This window comes from Serratia sp. BNK-33-b (genome assembly GCF_048684565.1).
Lineage (GTDB): Bacteria > Pseudomonadota > Gammaproteobacteria > Enterobacterales > Enterobacteriaceae > Serratia > Serratia marcescens.
Window position 1 is genome coordinate 1,842,670 of record NZ_JBLQTZ010000001.1, and the last position, 20,689, is coordinate 1,863,358.

Genomic DNA, 20,689 nt, shown 5'->3' on the forward strand with positions numbered 1-20,689 from the left:
AGCTTGGGCGTTTGCGGCGGCTCAGGCGAAAATATCGACGCCGTTGACCGCGCTGGCCATGCGCTGCAGCGCCATCGGCGCGCTGACGCCATCGGCGGCCGCAGCCTCATCGCCAGGGTGTTCAGCATAGCTGGAACGCCCCTGGCTGTTGGAGGCCTGCTGCTGCGCCTGTTGCCATTGTGGCGTGGACTCGCCGCCCACGCTGCTCTGCCCCAGGTTGATGCCGCTCTCCGCCAGCGCGTGGCGCAGCTGCGGCATCGCCGCTTCCACCGCCGCGCGCACCTGGCCGTGAGCGGAGGCGATGTGCAGTTGCGCCTGCTGATCGTCCAGTTTCAACGTGATCTGCAAGGCGCCCAGCTCCTGCGGATGCAGACGCAGCTCGGCGCTTTGCTGGCCGTTGCGATGGAACATCAGCACCTGTTGGTTCAACGCCTGCTGCCATTCCGGGCTACCCAACTGCGCGTTTAACTGCGGCGTAGGCGGCGCCGTCACTAGTGAGCCGGCCGGGGCGGCCGTTTGCGTTGGGCTGGCGGCGGCCAGGGCGACGGCGTGATTGAGCGTCGGCTGCTGCTGGGTATCGCCCGCCGGCAGCGGCTGTGCGGCACTTGCGCGCTCGCCGCTGGTCGATTGCGGGAGCGCCGCCGTGGCATTATCGCCATCGGCTGCAGGCGTTTTCGTGCCTGTTCCTGTCGGAGCAGGGGATGCCGATGAACGCGCGGCGGTGTTATCACCGGCCGCCGCAATGTTCAGCAGGCCATTGCCGGTCTGCAGCGCGGCCGCATCGTCAGCGTTTTCCACCGGCAGCGGCCGTTGGCCATCGGCTGGCTGAGGCTGGGCGACGATCGCGGCCGGCAGCATGGCATACAGCGCCTGCAGCGTCGCGGCATCCAGCTCTTTGGCGGCGGCGATCGGCGGCTGCGCCGGTTTATCGCCGGCCACGAGCGTTTCGCTCTCGGCGCCTTCAGGTGAAAGCGCGTCGGCTGGGGTTGCCAGACCCGGCAGCAGGCCGCCGCGCTCGCCGAAGGTGGCCAGCAGTTGATTGAGCTGATTGCGGCTCAGGGCCGGGGCGCGTTCATCGTCCGCGCTCAGCGCGACCGGCGGCTGTTTGCCGTCGGCGGCGGGCGCGAAACGTGCGCCGAGCAGTTGGGCGAAAGCGGATGACAGCTGGCTCTCATCCAGCGCCGACGTCAGTTCGGCCAGACCGCCGGCATCGCCGGGTAAGGCCAGGCCGGGCAGGGCGTTCAGATTCATGGGTTGATATTCCTTTGTGCACTGCGTTGAGCGAACTCATCCATCAGTTTTTGATCCCGTTTATTCTCCTGCTGCTGCTCCGCATTTATGGCGCGGGTATGCAGAGTCTCGAAAGCATTCAGCCGCTGTTGTTTGTCTTGCCATTGCTTCACCGCATGATCCACTTTCTGCCCCCACTGCAGCAGCTGCTGGCGGTGCTGGTCGATGGCCTGTTCCAGCGTGCCGATAAACTGCTGGTAGTTTTGCCAGCGAGAGCTGTCCATGCCGTCGCAAAGCGTATGATTCAGCTTCTGGCGATATTCGTCCTGATAGTTGAGCAGCATCGACAGCTGTTGCTCCGCCGCCTGCTGCGCCTGCCGCACCTGGCCAAGCTGTTGCGCGGCCTGTTCCACCGCATCCTGCGCCAGATCGCGCAGGGTAATCAGGGGGGATTGTGATTTCATCGCTGTGCGCCTCTGGTGACGTTAAACAATCAACTGCTGCAGCTGTTGACAGGCTTCATCGTAGCCGCTGCGTTCAAAGATGCCCTGTTGCAGGTACGCTTCCATCTGCGGGTACAGCGTCATCGCTTTGTCCAGCAACGGATCGCTGCCCGCCGCGTAGGCGCCGACGCTGATCAGATCGCGGTTGCGCTGATAGCTGGCCAGCATCTGCTTGAAGGTGCGTACCCGGCGGTAATGCTCTTCGTCGATCAGCGATGTCATGGCGCGGCTGATTGACGCTTCGATGTCGATCGCCGGGTAGTGGCCGGCCTCCGCCAGCCGCCGCGACAGCACCACGTGGCCGTCGAGGATGGCGCGCGCCGAGTCGGCGATCGGATCTTGCTGATCGTCCCCTTCGGTCAACACGGTGTAGAAGGCGGTGATGGAGCCGCCGCCGCTGATGCCGTTGCCCGCGCGTTCCACCAGCGCAGGCAGCTTGGCGAAGACTGAAGGCGGATAGCCTTTGGTCGCCGGCGGTTCGCCGATGGCCAGGGCGATCTCACGCTGCGCCATGGCGTAGCGGGTAAGGGAGTCCATGATCAGCAACACGTGCTGCCCGCGATCGCGGAAATCTTCGGCGATGCGGGTGGCGTAGGCCGCCCCCTGCATGCGCAGCAGCGGCGACACGTCCGCCGGCGCAGCGATCACCACCGAGCGCGCCCGGCCTTCGGCGCCGAGAATGTTCTCGATAAAGTCTTTGACCTCGCGGCCGCGCTCGCCGATCAGGCCAACGACGATCACATCCGCCTGGGTATAACGGGCCATCATGCCGAGCAACACGCTCTTGCCGACGCCGGAGCCGGCGAACAGGCCCATGCGCTGGCCGCGACCGACGGTCAGCAGACCGTTGATGGTGCGCACCCCCACGTCCAGCACCTGCTCGATCGGCGTGCGCTGCAAGGGGTTGAACGGCGCGGTGATCAGCGGCGCGCGGTAACCGGTTTCCGGCGAAGGCAGGCCGTCGAGCGGTTTGGCGCTGCCGTCCAGCACGCGCCCCAGCAGCGCCGGGCCGAGCGGCAGCTGTTTGCCGGCGCTTTGGCCTTCCGGCGCGATGCGGGCGTAAACCCGCGCGCCCGGCACGATGCCTTCGACTTCTTCCAGCGGCATCAGGAACAGCCGTTGGCCGTTGAAGCCGACCACTTCGCTTTCCACTTCCTGCACCTCACCGGCGTCGTGCCGTTCGATGAGGCAGGTCGCCCCGAGCGGCAGCTGCAGGCCGGTAGCCTCCAGCACCAACCCGGTGGCGCGGGTCAGGCGACCGTAGCGGCGCACCGTCGGCGCGCGGGCGATGCGTTTTTCCAGCGTATCCAGAGAACTCAGCCAGCGGCCGAGACGCGCGGTCATCAGACTTCTCCCGGTGCCGCCAGGCGGCACAGTTCATGCCAGCGCGTCGCCAGGCTGGCGTCGAGATCGCCTTCCTCGGCGCTGACCTTGCAGCCGCCCGGATGCAGTTCGCCGTCCGCCAACAGGCGCCAGCCGTGCAGGCTGAGGGTAACCCCCAACTGCTGCTCGACGCGTGGATAGTCGTCCGGGTGGACCCGCAGCTGCGGCTTGCCGTTGAACATCGGCTCCTGTTGAATCAGCTGTTGGATCTGCGCGAGCAGGGCGGTGCCGTCGCACACCGGCGGCTGGCCCAGCACCTGTTTGGCGGCGGTCAACGCCAGTTGCATCAGCCGCGAAGCGATCACGCTGTCGAGCGCGTCCAGCGTGTGCTGGAATTCGGTAACCAACTGCTGCCAGTGGGCGGTCAGCGGCTGTTGCTGCTGCTGCGCTTCCAGCAGCCCTTGCTGACGGCCTTCTTCCAGACCGGACTGAAAACCGGCTTCATAGCCTTTTTGCTGGCCGTCGGCATAGCCCAACTGCTGGCCCTGTTGCTCGGCCTGCAGCCGCAGCGTCGCCAACTGCTGCTGCAATTCGGCCTGCGCGTCCGGCGACGGATCGCTTTGTTCGAGATCCGGCAGCGGCGGCAGTTCGAACGCCGGTTTCTGTTCGCCCAAATCGTTGAGCGACCAGGGCTGCCAGGGCAGGGTGTTAATGCGATCAGACATAGGTGTCCTCGCCGCCGCCGATGATCATTTCGCCGGTTTCCGCCAGGCGTCTTACCACCAACAGGATGGCTTTCTGCTCGTTCTCCACCTGCGACATGCGCACCGGCCCACGGTTGGCCAGATCGTCGCGCAGGATGTCGGCGGCGCGTTGCGACATGTTCTTGAGGAACTTCTCGCGCAGCGGCTGTTCGGCGCCTTTCAACGCGATCAGCAGCGACTCGCCTTCCACTTCCTGCAGCAGGCGCTGGATGCTGCGATCGTCGACTTCCACCAGGTTTTCGAACAGGAACATCTCGTCGATGATCTTCTGCGCCAGCTCGCCGTCGTATTCGCGCATCGCGTCGATGACCGCTTCTTCCTGCTGGGTTTTCATCAGGTTGATGATCTCGGCGGCGGTGCGCACCCCGCCCATTTTGCTGCGCTTGAGGTTCTGGCCGTCGAGCAGGTTGTTCAGCACTTCGGTCAGCTCTGCCAACGCCGCCGGCTGCACGCCGCCGAAGGTGGCGATACGCAGCATCACGTCGTTGCGCAGGCGCTCGTCGAACAGGGCCAGGATGTCCGCCGCCTGGCCGCGTTTGAGGTGCACCAAAATAGTGGCGATGATCTGCGGGTGTTCGTCGCGGATCAGATCGGCGGCGCTCTGCGGCTCCATAAAGTTGAGCGTTTCCATGCCGGTGGTGGTCTCGCGCGATTCGAGAATGTCTTCCAGCAGGCTGGCGGCGCGCTCTTCGCCCAGCGCCTTGACCAGCACCGAGCGCAGGTAGTCGCTGGCGTTGACGCTCAGCGCCGCGTATTGCTCGGCGTCGTCTTCAAACTCGGTCAGTATTTCGCCGAGCTGTTTGTGTGAAACCTGGCTCATGCCGGCCATGGTGCCGCTCAGCAGCTGTACTTCGCGCGAGGAGAGGTGTTTGAACACCTCCGCCGCGCGATCTTCACCCAGCGTCATCAGCAAGATGGCGCTTTTGTCGGTTCCGGTCAGGCTCATATCTCGTTACTCATCCATTGGCGGATTACCAGAGCGACCACGCGCGGGTCTTTGTCAGCCAGATCGCGGATCCGCTGGCTCTGGACTTCTGCGCTGACGCGCTGCTGCGATTTGCGACGCTGCGCCAGCTCCTCGTTGCTCGGTTTGTTGCTGTCGACCGCTTTGGCGGCAGGGGCGTTGGCGGCGGCGATGGCGGCCTGTTGCGCAGCCTGGCGCTGTTGCAGCTGCGGCCGCACCAGTTTGCGCCACAGCAGCCAGGCCACCAGCAGCACCAGCAGATAGCGGCCCGCGTCGATCAGGCGATCGATAAACGACTGGCTTTGCCAGAACGGCAGTTCGCCACCGGTCACCTGAGTGTCGGTAAACGGCGTATTGACCACGTTCAGGGTATCGCCACGGCTGCTGGAGTAGCCCATCGCTTCACGCACTAGCGCTTCGATCTGCGCCAACTGCTCTTTGCCCATCGGCTGCGGTTTGCCGTCTTTACCGGTGTCCAGGTAGTTGACCACCACGGCGACCGACAGACGCTGCACGGTGCCGGCTTTGTGCTGGGTATGGCGGATGGTGCGATCGAGCTCGTAGTTGGTGGTCGCGTCGCGTCGGGTATTTTGCGGCACGCCGCTGGCCGCCGCGCTGCGGGTGGTTGCGGCGTTTTGCGCGGTGGCGTTGGCATTGTTGCCTGCCGCGGGCTTGGCGGTTTCAATCGGCGCGGTGGCCGGCGCGCTCGGTTGGTTGGACAGCGCGCCTGGCACGCCACCCACCTGCGGCCCGCCGATCTGTTCGCTCAGGCTGGTTTGCTGGGAGCGGATAGCGGCTTTGTCCGGCTGCTGGTTCGGCTGGTATTGTTCATCGGTTTGCTCGCGCGTGGCGAAGTCGATCTGCGCTGTGACCTGCGCACGCACGTTGGCGCTGCCGACCACCGGAGCGAGGATCGCTTCGATGCGGCGCTGGAAACCGTTTTCCACTTCGTTGGCGTATTTCAGCTGCGAAGCGTTGAGATCGCGCCCGGTGCCGTCGGACTGGGTCAGCAGGCGGCCGGCCTGATCGACCACGGTCACGTTGCCCGGCGGCAGGCCGGCGACGCTGCTCGACACCATATAAACGATGGCGTTGATCTGGCCGTCGTCCAGCGCACGGCCGGGTTGCAGGGTGAGCGTTACCGAGGCGGAAGGGGATTTCTGTTCGCGCACGAACAGCGAAGGTTTAGGCAGCGCCAAGTGAACGCGGGCGTTTTGCACCGGCCCCAGCGATTCGATGGTGCGCGACAGCTCGCCCTCGAGGGCGCGCTGATAGTTAATCTGCTCGCTGAACTGGCTGATGCCGAATTTTTCTTGGTCCAGCAGTTCGAAGCCGACGGCGCCGCCTTTCGGCAGCCCTTGCTGCGCCAGACGCAGACGGGTTTCATGCACCTTTTCCGCCGGGATCAGCAGCGCCGCGCCATTCTCGGCAAAGCGGTAAGGGATGTTCATCTGCGTCAGTTGGGTGACGATGGCGCCGCCGTCGCGGTCGTTCAGATTGCTGTACAGCACGCGGTAGTCGGGGCTTTTCACCCACAACAGCAGCGCGACGACGATCGCGATCGCGGCGGAAGCGGCGACCAGCAACGGAATTTTCGGGTTGGCGCGCAGACGGTTCCAGATGGCTTGCAGGCCGTTGTCGCGGCTTTCGCCGGCGGTTATCGAAGCACTCATTTTAGGTCTCGTCCTTCAATGGCGCTCACGATCCCGTACGGGCCGCTGAGCAGCTCCCTGCCAGGCTGATGAACGGTATGGTTAGCGTTGTGTGACAAAACAGACTCCCTGATACACATATCTTCTAAATAGCGGCGCTCCCATTTCTGGGCAGGCCATTATTCGCCTTATCAGACAATTCCGATTGCCCGATAAGCCGGGTTTTTTGCAGTTAATTAACCGCTTTAGGTCCGAAAACGCTGTGCTAGGGTGTGCATCATTGGAGAAGTGCAGGGTGAAAACGTCACCCGGCGAGACGAGATGATTGAGGACCAGATGGCGATTCAGGGCATTGAAGGGGTGCTGCAGCAGATGCAGACCATGGCGGTTCAGGCCGGCAAGATGGGGCAGAATGCGGCGCCGCAGGGCGTCAGCTTCGCCAGCGAACTGACTGCGGCGCTCGGCAAGATCAGCGAGACCCAGCAAACGGCGCGCAAGCAGGCGCAGGATTTCGAGCTGGGCGCGCCAGGCATCAGCCTGAACGATGTGATGGTCGATCTGCAGAAATCGTCGGTGTCTTTGCAGCTGGGCGTGCAGGTGCGCAACAAGCTGGTGGCGGCCTACCAGGATATTATGAATATGCCGGTGTGATGAACGTGCCGACTATTTTTCAGTGAAATTTGGCTCGGCGCTGTTACCTTAGAGTGACGGCCAGTCCGACAATGCTGAAGCCGCAGCGCCAGCCGAGGAAAAAAAACCAGCTATCGAAATAGCTGGTTGAAGGTGCGATAAAACATTTATGTCATGTAGGAGCGTCGACAGCCGCTCGAGGGGGCGTCAACGCGATTATCATATTTGTTATGTTATAACAAATCAATGCTGCCGTGCGTTTGCTTCAGCCCGCCAATTCTGCGATCCGCTGGTGGGCATTCGCCAGCCCCTGCGCGAGGCCGTGCGGTCTCATATCCAGCCCTTCGGCATAGATAAATTGCACGTCGCCGATCCCCATCAACCCCAGCACCGAACGCAGGTAGGGCGTTACGGCATCGGTCGGATGCCCGGCGTGCATGCCGCCGCGTGAACTGAATACCAGCGCATTGACGCCTTCCACCAGCCCCACCGGGTAGGTGGCGGTATAGTTGAAGGTCATCCGGGCGCGGGCCACCAGATCGAACCAGTTTTTCAGCTGGGTCGGGACGTTGAGGTTGTACATTGGCGCGCCGAGCAGCAGCAGATCGCTCTCTTTCAGTTCGGCAATCAGCCGGTCGGAGAGCGCCACCGCCGCTTTGGCGCGTGGGCTGATGTTTTCCGCGCCGCGCAGCGCACCGAACAGCTCGCCGTCCAATACCGGCAGATCCAACGCCGTCAGATCGTGTTCGACGATCCGATCTTCGTGTCCTTTCGCCTTACGCGCCGCCAGATAGCGGTCAATCAGGTTATTGGTCTGCGAGTCATTTCCCATAATGCTGGATTTGAGTACCAGTATTTTTTTCATGCTGTTGTCCTCTGACGGTCATCTGTGGTTTTCACCGGGGATTCGGAATGACTGCAGGTTATCATTGCTTGATGTTCACCAGTGGTGATAGGTTTTCACTAAATTGATTCCAATTTGGAAGCATTAAGATGAAAAGCGATCTCAGCGCACTGCCGGCGTTTGTCGCCGTGGCGGAAGGCGGCAGTTTCGCCGCCGCCGCAGAGAAACTGCATCTGACGCGCTCTGCGGTCAGCAAAATCGTATCGCGTCTCGAGGCTCGGCTTGGCGTGATGTTGTTTATGCGCACCACGCGCAGCCTGAGCCTGACGGATGAAGGGGCGCTGTACTATGAGCACTGCCGGCAGGCGTTGGCAAACGTTCAGGCGGCGGAAAACCAGCTCGACAGCGGCAAGATGCAGGTCAGCGGCCGGCTCAGAGTCTCGGTGCCGGTGCTGTTCGGCCATTTGTGCATTGCGCCCGTGTTGACGGCGCTGGCGAATGAACATCCCTTGCTGACGCTGGAAATTTCATTCAGCGACCGCAGGATCGATCTGATCGACGAGGGGTTCGATCTGGCGGTTCGCATTGGCGAGCTGGCGGACAGCGGCAGCCTGGTTGCCCGGCGCTTGGGCGAACACGGCATGCTGCTGTGCGCCTCGCCCGATTATCTGCAGCGCTGCGGCGAGCCGAGAACGGTAGAGACGTTAAGCCGACATCAGGCGGTGGGGTATCTGCACGCCGGCGCCGTGCTGCCCTGGCAGCTTCGCGGCGAAAACGGCGAGCTGCAGCCGTTCAGGCCACCGGCCAAGATGATGATGGATGACATGCAGGGGATTGTCGATGCGGTGTCCGCCGGCGCCGGTATTGCCTGGCTGCCAGAGTGGCTGGTGCGCGAGCGCTTGATGGCGGGGACGTTGGTGGAGATCATGCGCGGTGGGTCCAGCCTCAGTTTCCCGGTGAACGTCGTGTGGCCCTATATGCCTTACCAGCCGCTCAAGGTGCGGCTGGCGGTAGACAAACTGGTGGCGGAGCTGCCTGGCAGGCTGACGCGGTTCGCGTCGGCCTGAGCGTGTATGTGGTGGCAAGCGGTCCAAGGGACGCTTGCCGATGTCAGAGCGCGCGCTGTTGCGTTGATCGTGGCAGTGACGGCTGTGTTTTCCCTGTCAACAGGCAACTGAAAATAAGAACCCAAATGAACCCGTAAGAGTAATCGGGGTTGGCGGCGCAGGAGCCCAAAAATGCGGAGAAAAGCATAAATTTAAGCATGGAATGGGCTTCGTTGCCGGCGACGTTATATTGCGAACGAATAAGCTTGGATACGATAAAACCGACTAACAGTATCGTCCCCAATATTCCGAAGTTAGCAAGTAGGGACAGAGGCAGAGAAGATATTCTTGCGCTACCGATACCGACGCCCAAGCCAAAGGTATTATACATAATTTCAAGGGCATTGTAGTTGGAGGCGGAGCGCACGAGGTGAGAGATCGTTTGCGCTTTTTTATCCGCGTAATCGGTTATTTTCTCCAGGAAAAAGATAAATGTGAGCTTTGATACGATGACCAAAGCCAGAGAAAATAGAGCTTTCTGTATCAGGCTAAAACGCGTACTGAAAATGAATGTGCCGCACAGCGACGTAAGCAGGGTGAAATAGCCCGATGTAGAGCCGTTTTTAACCAAGAGCAGCACCATCAATAGGGCCACTAGCTTCAGTCGCAACCCCTTGGCAACCAAAAGAGGCACGATGGTTGCGCCAATAAAGATACCGGCGAATGACGGTTCACCGAAGGTACCGCTCAGTCTGGATTCAAAAATGGCATTGGCGTTATGCATGCTGTTATACATCAAAATCTGAATCGCATTCGCCAGCGGCCTGGCAAGGAGCCAAATCAGACAGTAAGCGGAGAAAACCAGCGTCGTGAAAATGATGGTTTTCAGTGCATATTCAGGCGTGATTTCACGCCGCTTGACGTAAATGACATACAGCGTTATCAGGTTCAGCGTGATTAGAATCAGTTGCTTGATGTTGTTATTGCCCCACACAAGCGAGATACCTTTTTTGGCGTAATTATTTTCAAAGCTATAAGCCGGTGAATAAACTCTTACCCCTTCAAATAGGTGGGTTAACGCATAGGTGAAGAACCAAAAAAGAACAATTATTACCAGCGATTGCAGAAATACCCGGTGTTTTAAGTTCCAGACGGATGTGCTGTTTTTTGAAGTGAAAAAAAACCGGGTTATTAAAACCAGCTCGATAAAGTAAAATATAGGTAGGCTATTACTCCCTGTGTTAATAATAGCGCTTGATTGAAAGATGGATGCGAGAATCAACAGGGCGAAAATGGTTCTGTGGTGTAGGAAAAAAGTGGCGAAAGCGAGAGCTAGCCAAACAAAACTTAATATATTCACATTATATTCCCTAAGTTACTTATCCTATATGGCATCGTCTGGCTTCAGATTAAAGTAGTTATAAAAAACCAGCGCATTTCCGCGCGCTATCATACAATAAGAAGGTGGGATGGTCTAGCTGCAAGGGTAGTATATTCATGGGGTTATAGAATTAGACTGCAAGTATATGCCATTCTTATAATTAACGAGCTAATTAAGTCGCGCGGGTTTTGCGTTTGGGATAGTGACGATTGGCCCTCGGAATTTGCCGTGGCAGCAGGAAACAGGCCACCGGTGCAATTAATTCAGCAATAAAATAAATAAATAAAATTAATTAAAAATCACCGAGGAGCAACGACCATTGCAATGCGTAATAAAGCAGCAACAAGAGACAGCTGGCAAGCACCAGCTTTTCACCAGCTTGCTTAAGCTTGGCTTTAACGTTGTTTCTTTGCCGCATTTTTACGTTCTCGCTTTAGACAGTCAGATAGAAAAGCAGTATAGCAAGCAAATTTTAGGCGTCGGTCAAAATAGGAAAATACTTAATGCTTTGGTGGAGAACCGAGCAGTGGGTTGTGCGGGATAAATAGCCAGCGGCAGGAAGAGAACAACCAGGAAAAGGTGCCAGCGGTCGCTGGCGGATACGTCAAGATAGGTTGCTCGGCACGCCCACATCATTGCGATGCCATCGTTTATCCGGGCTAAATTGCAGTGTTTGCCGCCATTGATTAGCCGGAACCGTAATGCTGTTCAAAGGCAGGTTCCATTATTCTCTGATGACCGCGAATGGCGGTAGGGGCGAAACCGAAGCGTTTGCGAAAACGTTCGGCGAAACGCGAGGCGCTTTCATAACCCACATGTTGCGCGATGGCGGAGATCGGCCAGTCGGTCGACTGCAGCAGGGCCAGCGCGCTGCTCATGCGCACGTCAATCATCAGGTTGCGCAACGCGGTGTTTTCCATCGACAGTTTGCGGCGCAACATCACTTCACTCATCGACAGGCTCTCCGCGACTTTGGCCGCCGTCCAAATGCTGTGCGGATCGGTCGCCAGGCAGCGGCGCACGCGCTGCGTCAGATCCTTGGCTTCGTTGTGAATAAAGCGAATGCCGAATTGGGCCAGCCACAACAGAATTTCCAGCATTTTGTGCCGCACGATGATGGTGGGAAAGCGTTGCCGCAGCGTCAGCGCCAGGCCGGTGGTTTCAAAACTGTGCTTTAGGGCGCAGGGCAGGTTGCGCAGCGCCAGGACGGCATCGAACGGCATCGGCGCCGGCGTTTCCTCGGCCGGAGGTTGGACGGTGAGCAACAGGGGATCGCAGGTTAGCAGCTGGCAACTGAATACGCCGTCTTCGGACGGGCCGTTAATAATGTCCACCGTTTGCCCGCCGTCGATAATCAACAGCTCGCCGGGATGAGCGACCACTTCGTGTTGTTGCCAGCGTACGCGCTTATGGCCTTGTTGTATCAGATACAGATGTGGTTGCTCAAAATAGACTGAAGGGAATAATAATTCAGTATACTGAATGATGTGCGCTGAGGCGCCAATTCCAGGACAGAGATTAATTGTACGTTCCATCGATATTCATTTCGCAGCCATTATCTGGGAATATCTTTACGCTTTGATCCGCGCTGGAGCAACATTTTTCCATGGGCCGTGAAACACAGCGGCGAGTTTTATCTATCAAAAATCAATTTCCTGCTGAACAGAAAACGTCCGTGTCGGGATGATGTTTATCCATTAAAGTGAGAGCCAGGCTCGAAGCGCGCATTTTACCAATTACCCATAAGCTGAATAATTCAAATGCCATAGATTAATATCCTAACGTAACCCGAGAGTAATAGCGCATAGTGCTATTTAATCCATTTTCGTCAGTATTGTCGATCTTATCGGACCTGTGGTTCCCCCAGCAACAGCGCACGATCATGAAACTGGCCGTAGGCATTGTTGACCACGTTCTGGCGCGTGGACTGTTCGATCAACATTTTCAGCTCATCCATACGCTGCTGTAACAGACGTTTGAGTTCGGTTTCGTTGTCGAGGATCTGTTGCAGCTTATTGCGCAACATCTCCTGCAGCGCCATGGACGGGCCGGCTTGCCCGGTAAAGGCGGCGGTTTTTTCCACCGCCGTCACGTAAGCGAATTCGAGCTCGACGAGCTCCTCCCAGCGCCCGGTTTGCGCCAGCGCGATCATCTGGCTGCTCAGGCTGTAAATTTGTTGATAAGCGGCTAACAGCTGCTGTTGACGTTCCATTACACGGCGTCCTGCGAAGGTTGGTAGTTAGGGCCGATCTGGCGCCAGGCGTCGGCGATGTTTTCCAGCAGTTTAACCACTTCGGCGATCGCCGCTTCGTCGTTGTGCAGATTGGCCTGCATCAGCCGACGCTTCATGTAGTCGTACAATGCCGCCAGATTTTCGGCGATCTCGCCGCCCTGTTGAGGGTCGAGGCCGCTTTTCAGGCCGTTGTCGATGATATTGATGGCTTTGGACAGCGCCATGCCTTTGCCGGCGATATCGCCCTGGTTCATCAGGATGCGTGCGCGAAGCAGGGCGCTGAGCGCCCCGTCGAACAACATCACGATTAACTGGTGCGGGCTGGCGCTCATGGCGCCGCTTTCCAGACTGACCTGTGCATAGGCCTGAGTGCCGCTACGGTTATACATGCTGTTTTCTTTACCTTGTTAAAGGGTTACTTGAACTGTTGAGCCAAATAGTTACTGGTGCCGTTCATTTTCGACATCATGGTATCCAGCTGAACGAACTGTTGTTTATAACGATCGATAGTGTTCTGAATGCTGGCGGTGACCGTCGTGATCTGGCTGTTCAGGCGATCGAGGTTGGTGTTGATGCTTTTGGTCGAGTTTTCGATGATGCCGCCGGATTTGATGTAGCTCTGGATCTCGTTGTGGATCTCGGTGGCCATGCCGGTGTCTTTGCCGTTACCGACGAAGAAGTTGCTGACTTGATCCGGCTTCTCATCCATCGCTTTCTTCAGCTTGGCGCTGTCGATTTCCAACTTGCCGGTTTTGGTGTTGGTGGAAATGCCGAGGTTGCCCAGGCCTTTCAACTCCGGGTTGTCCTGGGCTGCGCTCAGCGCGCTTTTGATCGACGACTGAATGCCGCGCAGGGTGTTGTCGCCCAGCAGCGGGCCGTTGGTTGGGTTTGGCGCTTCGCCGGTTTTCACCGGGGTGAACTTGGACAATGCGTTGAAGGTGTCCAGCAGGGAGTTATAGCTGTCGACCCACTCTTTGATCTTGTCGGTGGTGCCGGCGGTGTTGGTGCTGATCACCAGGTGTTGCGGTTCATCGGTTTTGGTTTTGGTTTTCAGATCGATGGTGACGCCCTGCAGGGCATCGCTGATCGAGTTGGTGCTGCGCTTGATAGCGGTGCCGTTCACCGTCAGCTCCGCATCCTGCGGCGCGACCGTCTGCTTCATGGCGGTGCCGGTGCCGCGGGTGGCGTTGTAGTTCAGGATATCGCCCAGTTGGTCGTCGTTATCGACCTGCAGAGAAATCTTGTTGTTTTCGCCGGTGGTGGAAGAGCTGACCGCCAACTGATAGTCGTTGTCGCCAACGCGCATGATGCTGGCGGTGACGCCGGCTTTGGCGCCGTTGATGGCGTCACGCAGCTCAACCAGCGAGGTTTGATCGTCGCTGAGCGGGATTTTGGTTTCTTTCGGCGGGTTGCCGGCGGTGATGGTCAGGGAGCGGTCGGTGACGCCTTCAGCGCCTAATTTAGCGCCTTGATCGCTGACTTTCGCCTGCGTGGTCAGCGTTTGCGCCTGCGCCAGTTTGTTCACTTCCACCACGTAGTTGCCCGGCACCGCCTTGGCGTTGGTGGTGATCTTGAAGGCGTCGTGTTCGGTGGCGGTGGTGGCCTTGAAGAAATCTTCTTTCGCCATCTCTTTGCTGAGATTGTCGAATTTTTCCAGTGCGCCTTTCAACGTGCCGTAACCGGTCAGCTGGGCGTTGTAGCTGGATTGCTTGGTGGTGTAAGGGGTCAGACGCTGTTGTTCCGCTTTGGTCAGCTTATCCAGCAAGCCATTGAGGTCGAGCCCTGAGCCGAGACCTAATGAACTGATCGTTGCCATGAGTAATTCTCCTTGATGATGACTTTATTCGCTTTACGCGTTATCGGCCCAGTGGTGAAAAAGTTTACCGAAAAAAACAAAAAAACGATGGCGCAATAGAGGAGGGAAAAACCGCGTTATTTCCGCCATTGCAGCGGGCGCAAAAAATTTTAAAAAATTGCTAAAGGTTGTTAGGGGAGGGCCGATACCTGAGGGGACGGTGGTTGACGCCGTGGGCAAACAAGCCCGAACCTTTTAACCGTGTTGCGAAGAACGCAACTGACTCGTAAGGAAAGCAAACAATGGCACAAGTAATCAACACTAACAGCCTGTCTCTGATGGCGCAGAACAACCTGAACAAATCTCAGTCTTCTCTGGGCACTGCGATTGAGCGTCTGTCTTCCGGTCTGCGTATCAACAGCGCGAAAGACGATGCTGCGGGTCAGGCGATCTCCAACCGTTTCACCGCTAACATCAAAGGCCTGACTCAGGCTTCCCGCAACGCCAACGACGGTATCTCTCTGGCGCAGACCACTGAAGGCGCACTGAACGAAGTTAACGACAACCTGCAGAACATCCGTCGTCTGACCGTACAGGCGCAGAACGGTTCCAACTCCACCAGCGACCTGAAATCCATCCAGGACGAAATCACTCAGCGTCTGTCTGAAATCAACCGTATCTCCGAGCAGACTGACTTCAACGGCGTGAAAGTGCTGAGCAGCGATCAGAAACTGACCATCCAGGTTGGCGCTAACGACGGTGAAACCATCGATATCGATCTGAAAAAGATCGACGCTAAAGAGCTGGGTCTGGATACCTTTAATGTGACGACCAAAGGCAACAAAGTTGGTTCTCAGATCGCTGATGGCGCAACTATCAAGTATGACAACGCAGGTACCGTTGGCGATGCTAAAGTTGACGCATCTGGTCTGAAGGCGAATGAGAAGCTGGTATCAGGTTCTGATAAAGATGGCAAAACCATCTACATGGTCGAAACCACTGCCACCGACGGTAAAAAATCTTACGTTTCAGCGACTCCAACCTTCACTGCAGGTACTGGCGGTGCAGCTGATACCGTGAAATTTGCTGCAAGCACCACTGCAGTGGACATTCCTGATCCGCTGGCTACCCTGGACAAAGCGCTGTCTCAGGTTGACGGCCTGCGTTCTTCCCTGGGTGCGGTACAGAACCGTTTCGATTCTGTTATCAACAACCTGAACAGCACCGTGAACAACCTGTCCGCTTCTCAGTCCCGTATCCAGGATGCTGACTACGCGACCGAAGTGTCCAACATGAGCCGTGCCAACATCCTGCAACAGGCTGGCACCTCTGTTCTGGCACAGGCTAACCAGTCTACTCAGAACGTTCTGTCCCTGCTGCGTTAATCGTCTCTCCCGATTAACTGTCGCAAAGAAACCCCGCTTCGGCGGGGTTTTTTTATGCTCGCGCACCGCGCGGTTATTACATGGCGCAAATAAAGCCCGTTTTGTGCGACTGTTCTGCCGATTGGCATTTCGCCCCCTACGCATAATAGCGCTGACTCTCTTATCCGCAGGTTTAAGACATAGTGAGCGATCTGTATACCGCCGAAGGCGTGATGGACAAAAATTCTCTCTGGTTGCGCTACGTGCCGTTAGTGCGCCACGAGGCGTTGCGCCTGCAGGTCAGGCTGCCCGCCAGCGTGGAGCTTGACGACCTGCTGCAGGCCGGGGGAATCGGGCTATTAAACGCCGTTGAGCGTTATGACGCCCTACAGGGAACCGCCTTTACCACCTATGCGGTGCAGCGCATTCGCGGCGCGATGCTCGACGAGTTGCGCAGCCGCGACTGGGTGCCGCGCAGCGTGCGGCGCCACGCGCGCGAGGTCGCGCAGGTGATGCGGCAACTGGAACAGCGTTACGGCCGCCCGGCGAGCGAAACGGAAGTGGCGCAGACGCTGAACATCTCGCTGGATGAGTACCGTCAAATTCTGTTGGACACCAATAACAGCCAGCTTTTCTCCTACGACGAATGGCGCGAGGAGCATGGCGAGAGCGCGGAACCGATGCTGGAAGGGCATGAGGAGGCCAACCCGCTGCATCACCTGTTGGAAGGCAGCCTGCGCCAGCGGGTGATCGACGCCATCGAGGCGTTGCCGGAGCGCGAAAAAATGGTGCTGACGCTGTATTACCAGGAAGAGTTGAATCTCAAAGAGATCGGCGCCGTGCTGGACGTCGGGGAATCCCGCGTCAGCCAACTGCACAGTCAGGCGATCAAACGGCTGCGTGCGCGGCTGGCGAACGATACCTGACGGCGGAGCGCCGCCCCCAACTCGATGACTTATGCGACAATCGGACTGCCCCTTATGCCAGGAATACTGTTGAAGAAACGGCCGCTTAGCCGTTACCTGAAAGATTACAAGCACAGCCAGACCCATTGCTCCCAGTGCGGCAAACTGTTGGACCGCATGGCGCTGGTGTTTCGCGGCAAGATAATCAATAAAGAAGCCATCGCGCGCATGGATCAGCCGATCGACGATGCGGTCTGGCAAAACGTGCAGCACGAACTGACCGCGCTGTGCCGCTTTTGCAGTGAGATTTCCTGCAACAGCCACCCGAGTTATTTCGACATTATGGCGTTCAAGCAGTATCTGTTCGAACAGACCGAGATGAGCCACAGCACCATTCGCGAGTACGTGGTGCGGTTGCGCCGGCTGGATGAAATGCTGGTGGCGCGGAATTACCCGGCGGACAAATTCGCCAACAGCGCCAGTCATCAGCGCATCATCGACGATCTGCCTACCGCGGCGCACAACAACTACCGCATTGCGCTGCGCAAGTACGATCAGTATCTCGCCTGGCAGCGCAGCTACTGAGATTTTCCCCGGCCGCTGGGCCGGGGTCTGCCGTATCCCCCCGTGATAAAGGATGATTATTCAGTTCACATCTGCTAAATCTATCGGTTATCAGATGTTGATATTCGATTCCCTGGGGGGAAGTAGTGAACCTGCAACAACAACTGGCGCAATTTCCGCGTCTGGATCTGGTTGGCGTCGCCACACCGCTGGAAAAACTGTCCCGTCTCTCCGATTACCTCGGCCGTGAAATTTACCTTAAACGTGACGATGTCACGCCTATGGCGATGGGCGGCAACAAGCTGAGAAAGCTTGAGTTTTTGGCCGCCGATGCGCTGCGACAAGGCGCCGATACGCTGGTCACCGCCGGCGCCATTCAATCCAACCACGTGCGCCAGACGGCGGCGGTGGCGGCGAAACTGGGCCTGCACTGCGTCGCGCTGCTGGAAAACCCCATCGATACCCGTGCGGAAAACTACCTGACCAACGGCAACCGCCTGTTGCTCGGCCTGTTCAACGCCGAGGTGGTGATGTGCGAAGCGCTGCACGATCCGCAGCAGCAACTGGCGGAACTGGCGACGCGCCTCGAGGCGCAGGGCTTCCGGCCTTACGTGGTGCCGGTGGGCGGCTCCAATGCCCTGGGCGCGCTGGGATACGTGCAGTGCGCATTGGAAATCGCCGAACAGAGCCGGCGCAGCAACGTGGCGTTCAGTTCGGTGGTGGTGGCGTCCGGCAGCGCCGGCACTCACGCTGGGCTGGCGGTGGGGCTGCAACAGCTGCTGCCGGAAACCGAGCTGATTGGCGTGACGGTCTCGCGCACCGTGATCGATCAACTGCCGAAGGTGGAGCAGATCCAGAAAGCCCTGGCCTGTTCGCTGAATATCGACGAACTGGCGCCGATCGCGCTGTGGGACGATTATTTCGCGCCGCAGTACGGCATGCCGAACGAAGAGGGCATGGCGGCGGTGCAGCTGCTGGCGCAGCAGGAGGGCGTGTTGCTGGATCCGGTATACACCGGCAAAGCGATGGCCGGTTTGATCGACGGCATTGCCCGGCGGCGTTTCCGCGACGAAGGGCCCATCCTGTTCGTTCACACCGGCGGTGCGCCGGCGCTGTTCGCCTACCATCCGCAGGTGTAAATACCGCTTGTTATTCCATTTTGAACTATATTTATAAGGTTATATTCCTTTATGCGGGCGGTTGCACTGTTAAAGTGCTGATATCAAAAAAGATAAACAACATACAGGGGTGTTTATGATGTTTGCAAAAGTTCGTCGCCAATGGTTGTTGGGCGTGGTGGGCGTTGCGTTGGCCGCCGGTTTGACGACTCAAACCTACGCCGCCGACAATCTGCTGCAGCAGGTGAAGCAGCGCGGCACGCTGATCGTCGGGCTGGAAGGCACCTATCCGCCGTTCAGTTTCCAGGGGGAAGACGGTAAATTGACCGGTTTCGAAGTGGATTTCGCCAACGCGCTGGCGGAACATCTGGGCGTGAAAGCCAAGCTGAACCCGACCAAGTGGGACGGTATGCTGGCTTCGCTGGATTCGAAGCGCATCGACGTGGTCATCAATCAGGTGACGCTCTCCGATGAGCGCAAGAAGAAATATGACTTCTCCACCCCTTACACCGTTTCCGGTATTCAGGCGCTGGTGAAAAAAGGCAACGAAGGCACCATTACCAAGCCGGAAGACCTGAAGGGCAAAAAGGTCGGCGTTGGCCTGGGCACCAACTATGAGCAATGGCTGCGCGAGAATGTGCAGGGCGTGGACGTGCGTACCTACGACGACGACCCGACAAAGTATCAGGATCTGCGCGTCGGCCGCATCAATGCCATCCTGGTGGATCGCCTGGCGGCGTTGGATCTGGTGAAGAAAACCGGCGATACGCTGGCGGTGGCCGGCCCGGCATTCTCCCGCCAGGAGTCCGGTGTGGCGCTGCGCAAAAATAACCCAGAACTGCTGGCCGCGATTGACCAGGCGATCGCCGAGATGCAAAAAGACGGCACGCTGGCGAAGATCTCCGAAAAATGGTTTGGCGCGGACGTAACTAAATAATGCACGAAAGTATTCAACTGGCGCTGGATTCAGCGCCATTTTTATTGAAGGGCGCCATACTGACGCTGCAGCTTAGCCTGGGCGGTATGGCGCTAGGCTTGTTGCTCGGTTTTCTGTTGGCGCTGATGCGCCTTTCGCCGCTGTGGCCGCTGTCGTGGCTGTCGCGCATTTACGTGTCGCTGTTCCGCGGCACGCCGTTGATCGCCCAGCTGTTTATGATCTACTACGGTCTGCCGCAGTTCGGCGTTGAATTCGATCCCTTCCCGGCGGCGCTGATTGGCCTGTCGCTCAATACCGCCGCCTACACCTCAGAAACGCTGCGCGCGGCGATTTCGTCGATCGACAAAGGGCAGTGGGAAGCCGCCGCCAGCATCGGCATGACCCGTTGGCAAACCCTGCGCCGGGTGATCCTGCCGCAGGCGGCGCGCACCGCCTTGCCGCCGCTGGGCAACAGTTTTATCGGCCTGGTGAAGGACACCTCGCTGGCCGCCACCATTCAGGTGCCGGAACTGTTCCGCCAGGCGCAGCTCATCACCTCGCGCACGCTGGAAGTGTTCACCATGTACCTGGCGGCATCGCTGATTTACTGGGTGATGGCGACCCTGCTTTCCGCACTGCAAAACCGTCTGGAAGCCCACGTTAATCGCCAGGATCAGGAGTAACGCATGAGTGCCATTGAAGTTAAGCAATTGACCAAGCAGTTCAAAGGTCAGACGGTGCTGCATGGGATCGATCTGGCGGTGGACGCCGGTGAAGTGGTGGCGATCATCGGCCCGAGCGGTTCCGGGAAAACCACCTTGTTGCGCTGCATCAACCTGCTGGAGGAGCCGGATTCCGGCACCATTCGCGTTGGCGATATCCTGATCGACGGCAGCAAGCCGCTGAGCAAACAGAAAAGTCAGGTGCGCGCGCTGCGCCAGCAGGTCGGTTTCGTGTTCCAGAACTTCAACCTGTTTCCGCACCGTTCGGTGCTGGAAAACATCATCGAAGGGCCGGTTATCGTTAAAGGCGAGGCGAAAGCCAGCGCCGAACAGCGCGCTCGTGCGTTGCTGGCCAAGGTGGGGCTGAGCGGCAAAGAGGCGGCTTATCCGCGTCGGCTGTCCGGCGGGCAGCAGCAGCGGGTGGCGATCGCGCGCGCGCTGGCGATGCAGCCGGAGGTGATTTTGTTCGATGAGCCGACGTCGGCGCTCGATCCCGAGCTGGTGGGGGAAGTGCTCAATACCATGCGTTCACTGGCGGAAGAGAAACGCACCATGGTGATCGTCACCCATGAGATGAGCTTCGCTCGCGACGTGGCCGATCGGGTTATCTTTATGGATCACGGCCGCATCGTCGAACAGGGCCCGGCCAAAGCGCTGTTCGCCAATCCGCAGCATCAGCGTACCCAGCAATTCCTCGATAAGTTCCGGAATCAATAAGGCGTCGGGGGCGTTTCC

At 58.4% G+C, this 20,689-nt stretch carries 21 protein-coding genes; 9 read left to right on the forward strand and 12 right to left on the reverse strand.

Annotated features, from left to right (window positions below; genetic code table 11):
* Window positions 1-21: 21 nt before the first annotated feature.
* Genes ACMGGK_RS08790 through fliF form a run of 6 tightly spaced genes read right to left on the reverse strand, consistent with a single transcriptional unit; the run spans window position 22 to window position 6,457 of the window.
* Window positions 22-1,251, reverse strand: coding sequence for a flagellar hook-length control protein FliK (locus ACMGGK_RS08790; protein WP_016927308.1), 1,230 nt, complete (start codon window positions 1,249-1,251; stop codon window positions 22-24).
* Window positions 1,248-1,694, reverse strand: a complete 447-nt coding sequence (gene fliJ / locus ACMGGK_RS08795) for a flagellar export protein FliJ (RefSeq protein WP_016927309.1) — start codon at window positions 1,692-1,694, stop codon at window positions 1,248-1,250. Before fliJ ends, ACMGGK_RS08790 begins: the two co-directional genes overlap by 4 nt.
* A 21-nt stretch (window positions 1,695-1,715) precedes the next feature.
* A complete protein-coding gene (gene fliI, locus ACMGGK_RS08800; RefSeq protein WP_004934781.1) occupies window positions 1,716-3,077 on the reverse strand; it encodes a flagellar protein export ATPase FliI in 1,362 nt (453 codons plus the stop codon).
* Window positions 3,077-3,781 (reverse strand): flagellar assembly protein FliH, encoded by a 705-nt coding sequence (fliH, locus tag ACMGGK_RS08805; protein ID WP_016927310.1) that lies wholly within the window; start codon window positions 3,779-3,781, stop codon window positions 3,077-3,079. Before fliH ends, fliI begins: the two co-directional genes overlap by 1 nt.
* Complete coding sequence (gene fliG / locus ACMGGK_RS08810) at window positions 3,774-4,766, reverse strand: flagellar motor switch protein FliG (RefSeq protein WP_004934775.1); 993 nt, start codon at window positions 4,764-4,766, stop codon at window positions 3,774-3,776. Before fliG ends, fliH begins: the two co-directional genes overlap by 8 nt.
* Window positions 4,763-6,457: a flagellar basal-body MS-ring/collar protein FliF gene (fliF, locus tag ACMGGK_RS08815; RefSeq protein WP_049299132.1), complete on the reverse strand. Its 1,695-nt coding sequence runs from the start codon at window positions 6,455-6,457 to the stop codon at window positions 4,763-4,765. Before fliF ends, fliG begins: the two co-directional genes overlap by 4 nt.
* Window positions 6,458-6,772: 315 nt before the next feature.
* Between fliF and fliE the strand changes: the two genes are divergently transcribed.
* The gene (gene fliE, locus ACMGGK_RS08820; RefSeq protein WP_004934773.1) at window positions 6,773-7,087 is read left to right on the forward strand and encodes a flagellar hook-basal body complex protein FliE; all 315 of its coding nucleotides are present in this window, start codon (window positions 6,773-6,775) and stop codon (window positions 7,085-7,087) included.
* 244 nt (window positions 7,088-7,331) lie between these two features.
* Here the strand turns inward: fliE and ACMGGK_RS08825 are convergent, their stop codons facing one another.
* Complete coding sequence (locus tag ACMGGK_RS08825; protein ID WP_048794698.1) at window positions 7,332-7,931, reverse strand: FMN-dependent NADH-azoreductase; 600 nt, start codon at window positions 7,929-7,931, stop codon at window positions 7,332-7,334.
* 128 nt (window positions 7,932-8,059) lie between these two features.
* On the opposite strand from ACMGGK_RS08825, the gene ACMGGK_RS08830 reads away from it, so the two are divergent.
* On the forward strand, window positions 8,060-8,977 hold the full coding sequence (locus tag ACMGGK_RS08830) for a LysR family transcriptional regulator (RefSeq protein ID WP_164052459.1): 918 nt from the start codon (window positions 8,060-8,062) through the stop codon (window positions 8,975-8,977).
* Between the two features lie 43 nt (window positions 8,978-9,020).
* On the opposite strand, the gene ACMGGK_RS08835 is transcribed toward ACMGGK_RS08830, so the two are convergent.
* The 5 genes from ACMGGK_RS08835 to fliD form a co-directional block, all read right to left on the reverse strand.
* Window positions 9,021-10,316, reverse strand: coding sequence for a hypothetical protein (locus ACMGGK_RS08835; protein ID WP_049299135.1), 1,296 nt, complete (start codon window positions 10,314-10,316; stop codon window positions 9,021-9,023).
* 707 nt (window positions 10,317-11,023) lie between these two features.
* Entirely contained in the window at window positions 11,024-11,872 is an 849-nt protein-coding gene (locus ACMGGK_RS08840; protein ID WP_028128106.1) for a helix-turn-helix transcriptional regulator, read from the reverse strand.
* Window positions 11,873-12,180: 308 nt separating this feature from the next.
* On the reverse strand, window positions 12,181-12,549 hold the full coding sequence (gene fliT / locus ACMGGK_RS08845; RefSeq protein WP_016927319.1) for a flagella biosynthesis regulatory protein FliT: 369 nt from the start codon (window positions 12,547-12,549) through the stop codon (window positions 12,181-12,183).
* Window positions 12,549-12,959 (reverse strand): flagellar export chaperone FliS, encoded by a 411-nt coding sequence (fliS, locus tag ACMGGK_RS08850; RefSeq protein ID WP_004934758.1) that lies wholly within the window; start codon window positions 12,957-12,959, stop codon window positions 12,549-12,551. Before fliS ends, fliT begins: the two co-directional genes overlap by 1 nt.
* 26 nt (window positions 12,960-12,985) lie before the next feature.
* On the reverse strand, window positions 12,986-14,386 hold the full coding sequence (gene fliD / locus ACMGGK_RS08855; protein ID WP_015378237.1) for a flagellar filament capping protein FliD: 1,401 nt from the start codon (window positions 14,384-14,386) through the stop codon (window positions 12,986-12,988).
* Between the two features lie 281 nt (window positions 14,387-14,667).
* Here fliD and ACMGGK_RS08860 point away from each other — a divergent pair, with 281 nt between their 5' ends.
* From ACMGGK_RS08860 to tcyN, 7 genes are all read left to right on the forward strand, one after another.
* The gene (locus ACMGGK_RS08860) at window positions 14,668-15,750 is read left to right on the forward strand and encodes a flagellin FliC (protein ID WP_021504080.1); all 1,083 of its coding nucleotides are present in this window, start codon (window positions 14,668-14,670) and stop codon (window positions 15,748-15,750) included.
* 182 nt (window positions 15,751-15,932) lie between these two features.
* On the forward strand, window positions 15,933-16,655 hold the full coding sequence (locus tag ACMGGK_RS08865; protein WP_016927322.1) for an RNA polymerase sigma factor FliA: 723 nt from the start codon (window positions 15,933-15,935) through the stop codon (window positions 16,653-16,655).
* Window positions 16,656-16,709: 54 nt separating this feature from the next.
* Window positions 16,710-17,219, forward strand: coding sequence for a flagella biosynthesis regulatory protein FliZ (fliZ, locus tag ACMGGK_RS08870; RefSeq protein WP_004934751.1), 510 nt, complete (start codon window positions 16,710-16,712; stop codon window positions 17,217-17,219).
* Window positions 17,220-17,344: 125 nt separating this feature from the next.
* Window positions 17,345-18,337, forward strand: a complete 993-nt coding sequence (locus tag ACMGGK_RS08875) for a D-cysteine desulfhydrase (RefSeq protein WP_420276838.1) — start codon at window positions 17,345-17,347, stop codon at window positions 18,335-18,337.
* 115 nt (window positions 18,338-18,452) lie between these two features.
* Window positions 18,453-19,253: a cystine ABC transporter substrate-binding protein gene (gene tcyJ / locus ACMGGK_RS08880; RefSeq protein WP_016927325.1), complete on the forward strand. Its 801-nt coding sequence runs from the start codon at window positions 18,453-18,455 to the stop codon at window positions 19,251-19,253.
* Window positions 19,253-19,915 (forward strand): cystine ABC transporter permease, encoded by a 663-nt coding sequence (gene tcyL, locus ACMGGK_RS08885; RefSeq protein WP_016927326.1) that lies wholly within the window; start codon window positions 19,253-19,255, stop codon window positions 19,913-19,915. The genes tcyJ and tcyL overlap by 1 nt, the downstream gene beginning before the upstream one ends.
* A gap of 3 nt (window positions 19,916-19,918) precedes the next feature.
* Window positions 19,919-20,671 (forward strand): L-cystine ABC transporter ATP-binding protein TcyN, encoded by a 753-nt coding sequence (gene tcyN / locus ACMGGK_RS08890; protein WP_049299137.1) that lies wholly within the window; start codon window positions 19,919-19,921, stop codon window positions 20,669-20,671.
* The last annotated feature ends 18 nt before the right edge of the window (window positions 20,672-20,689 follow it).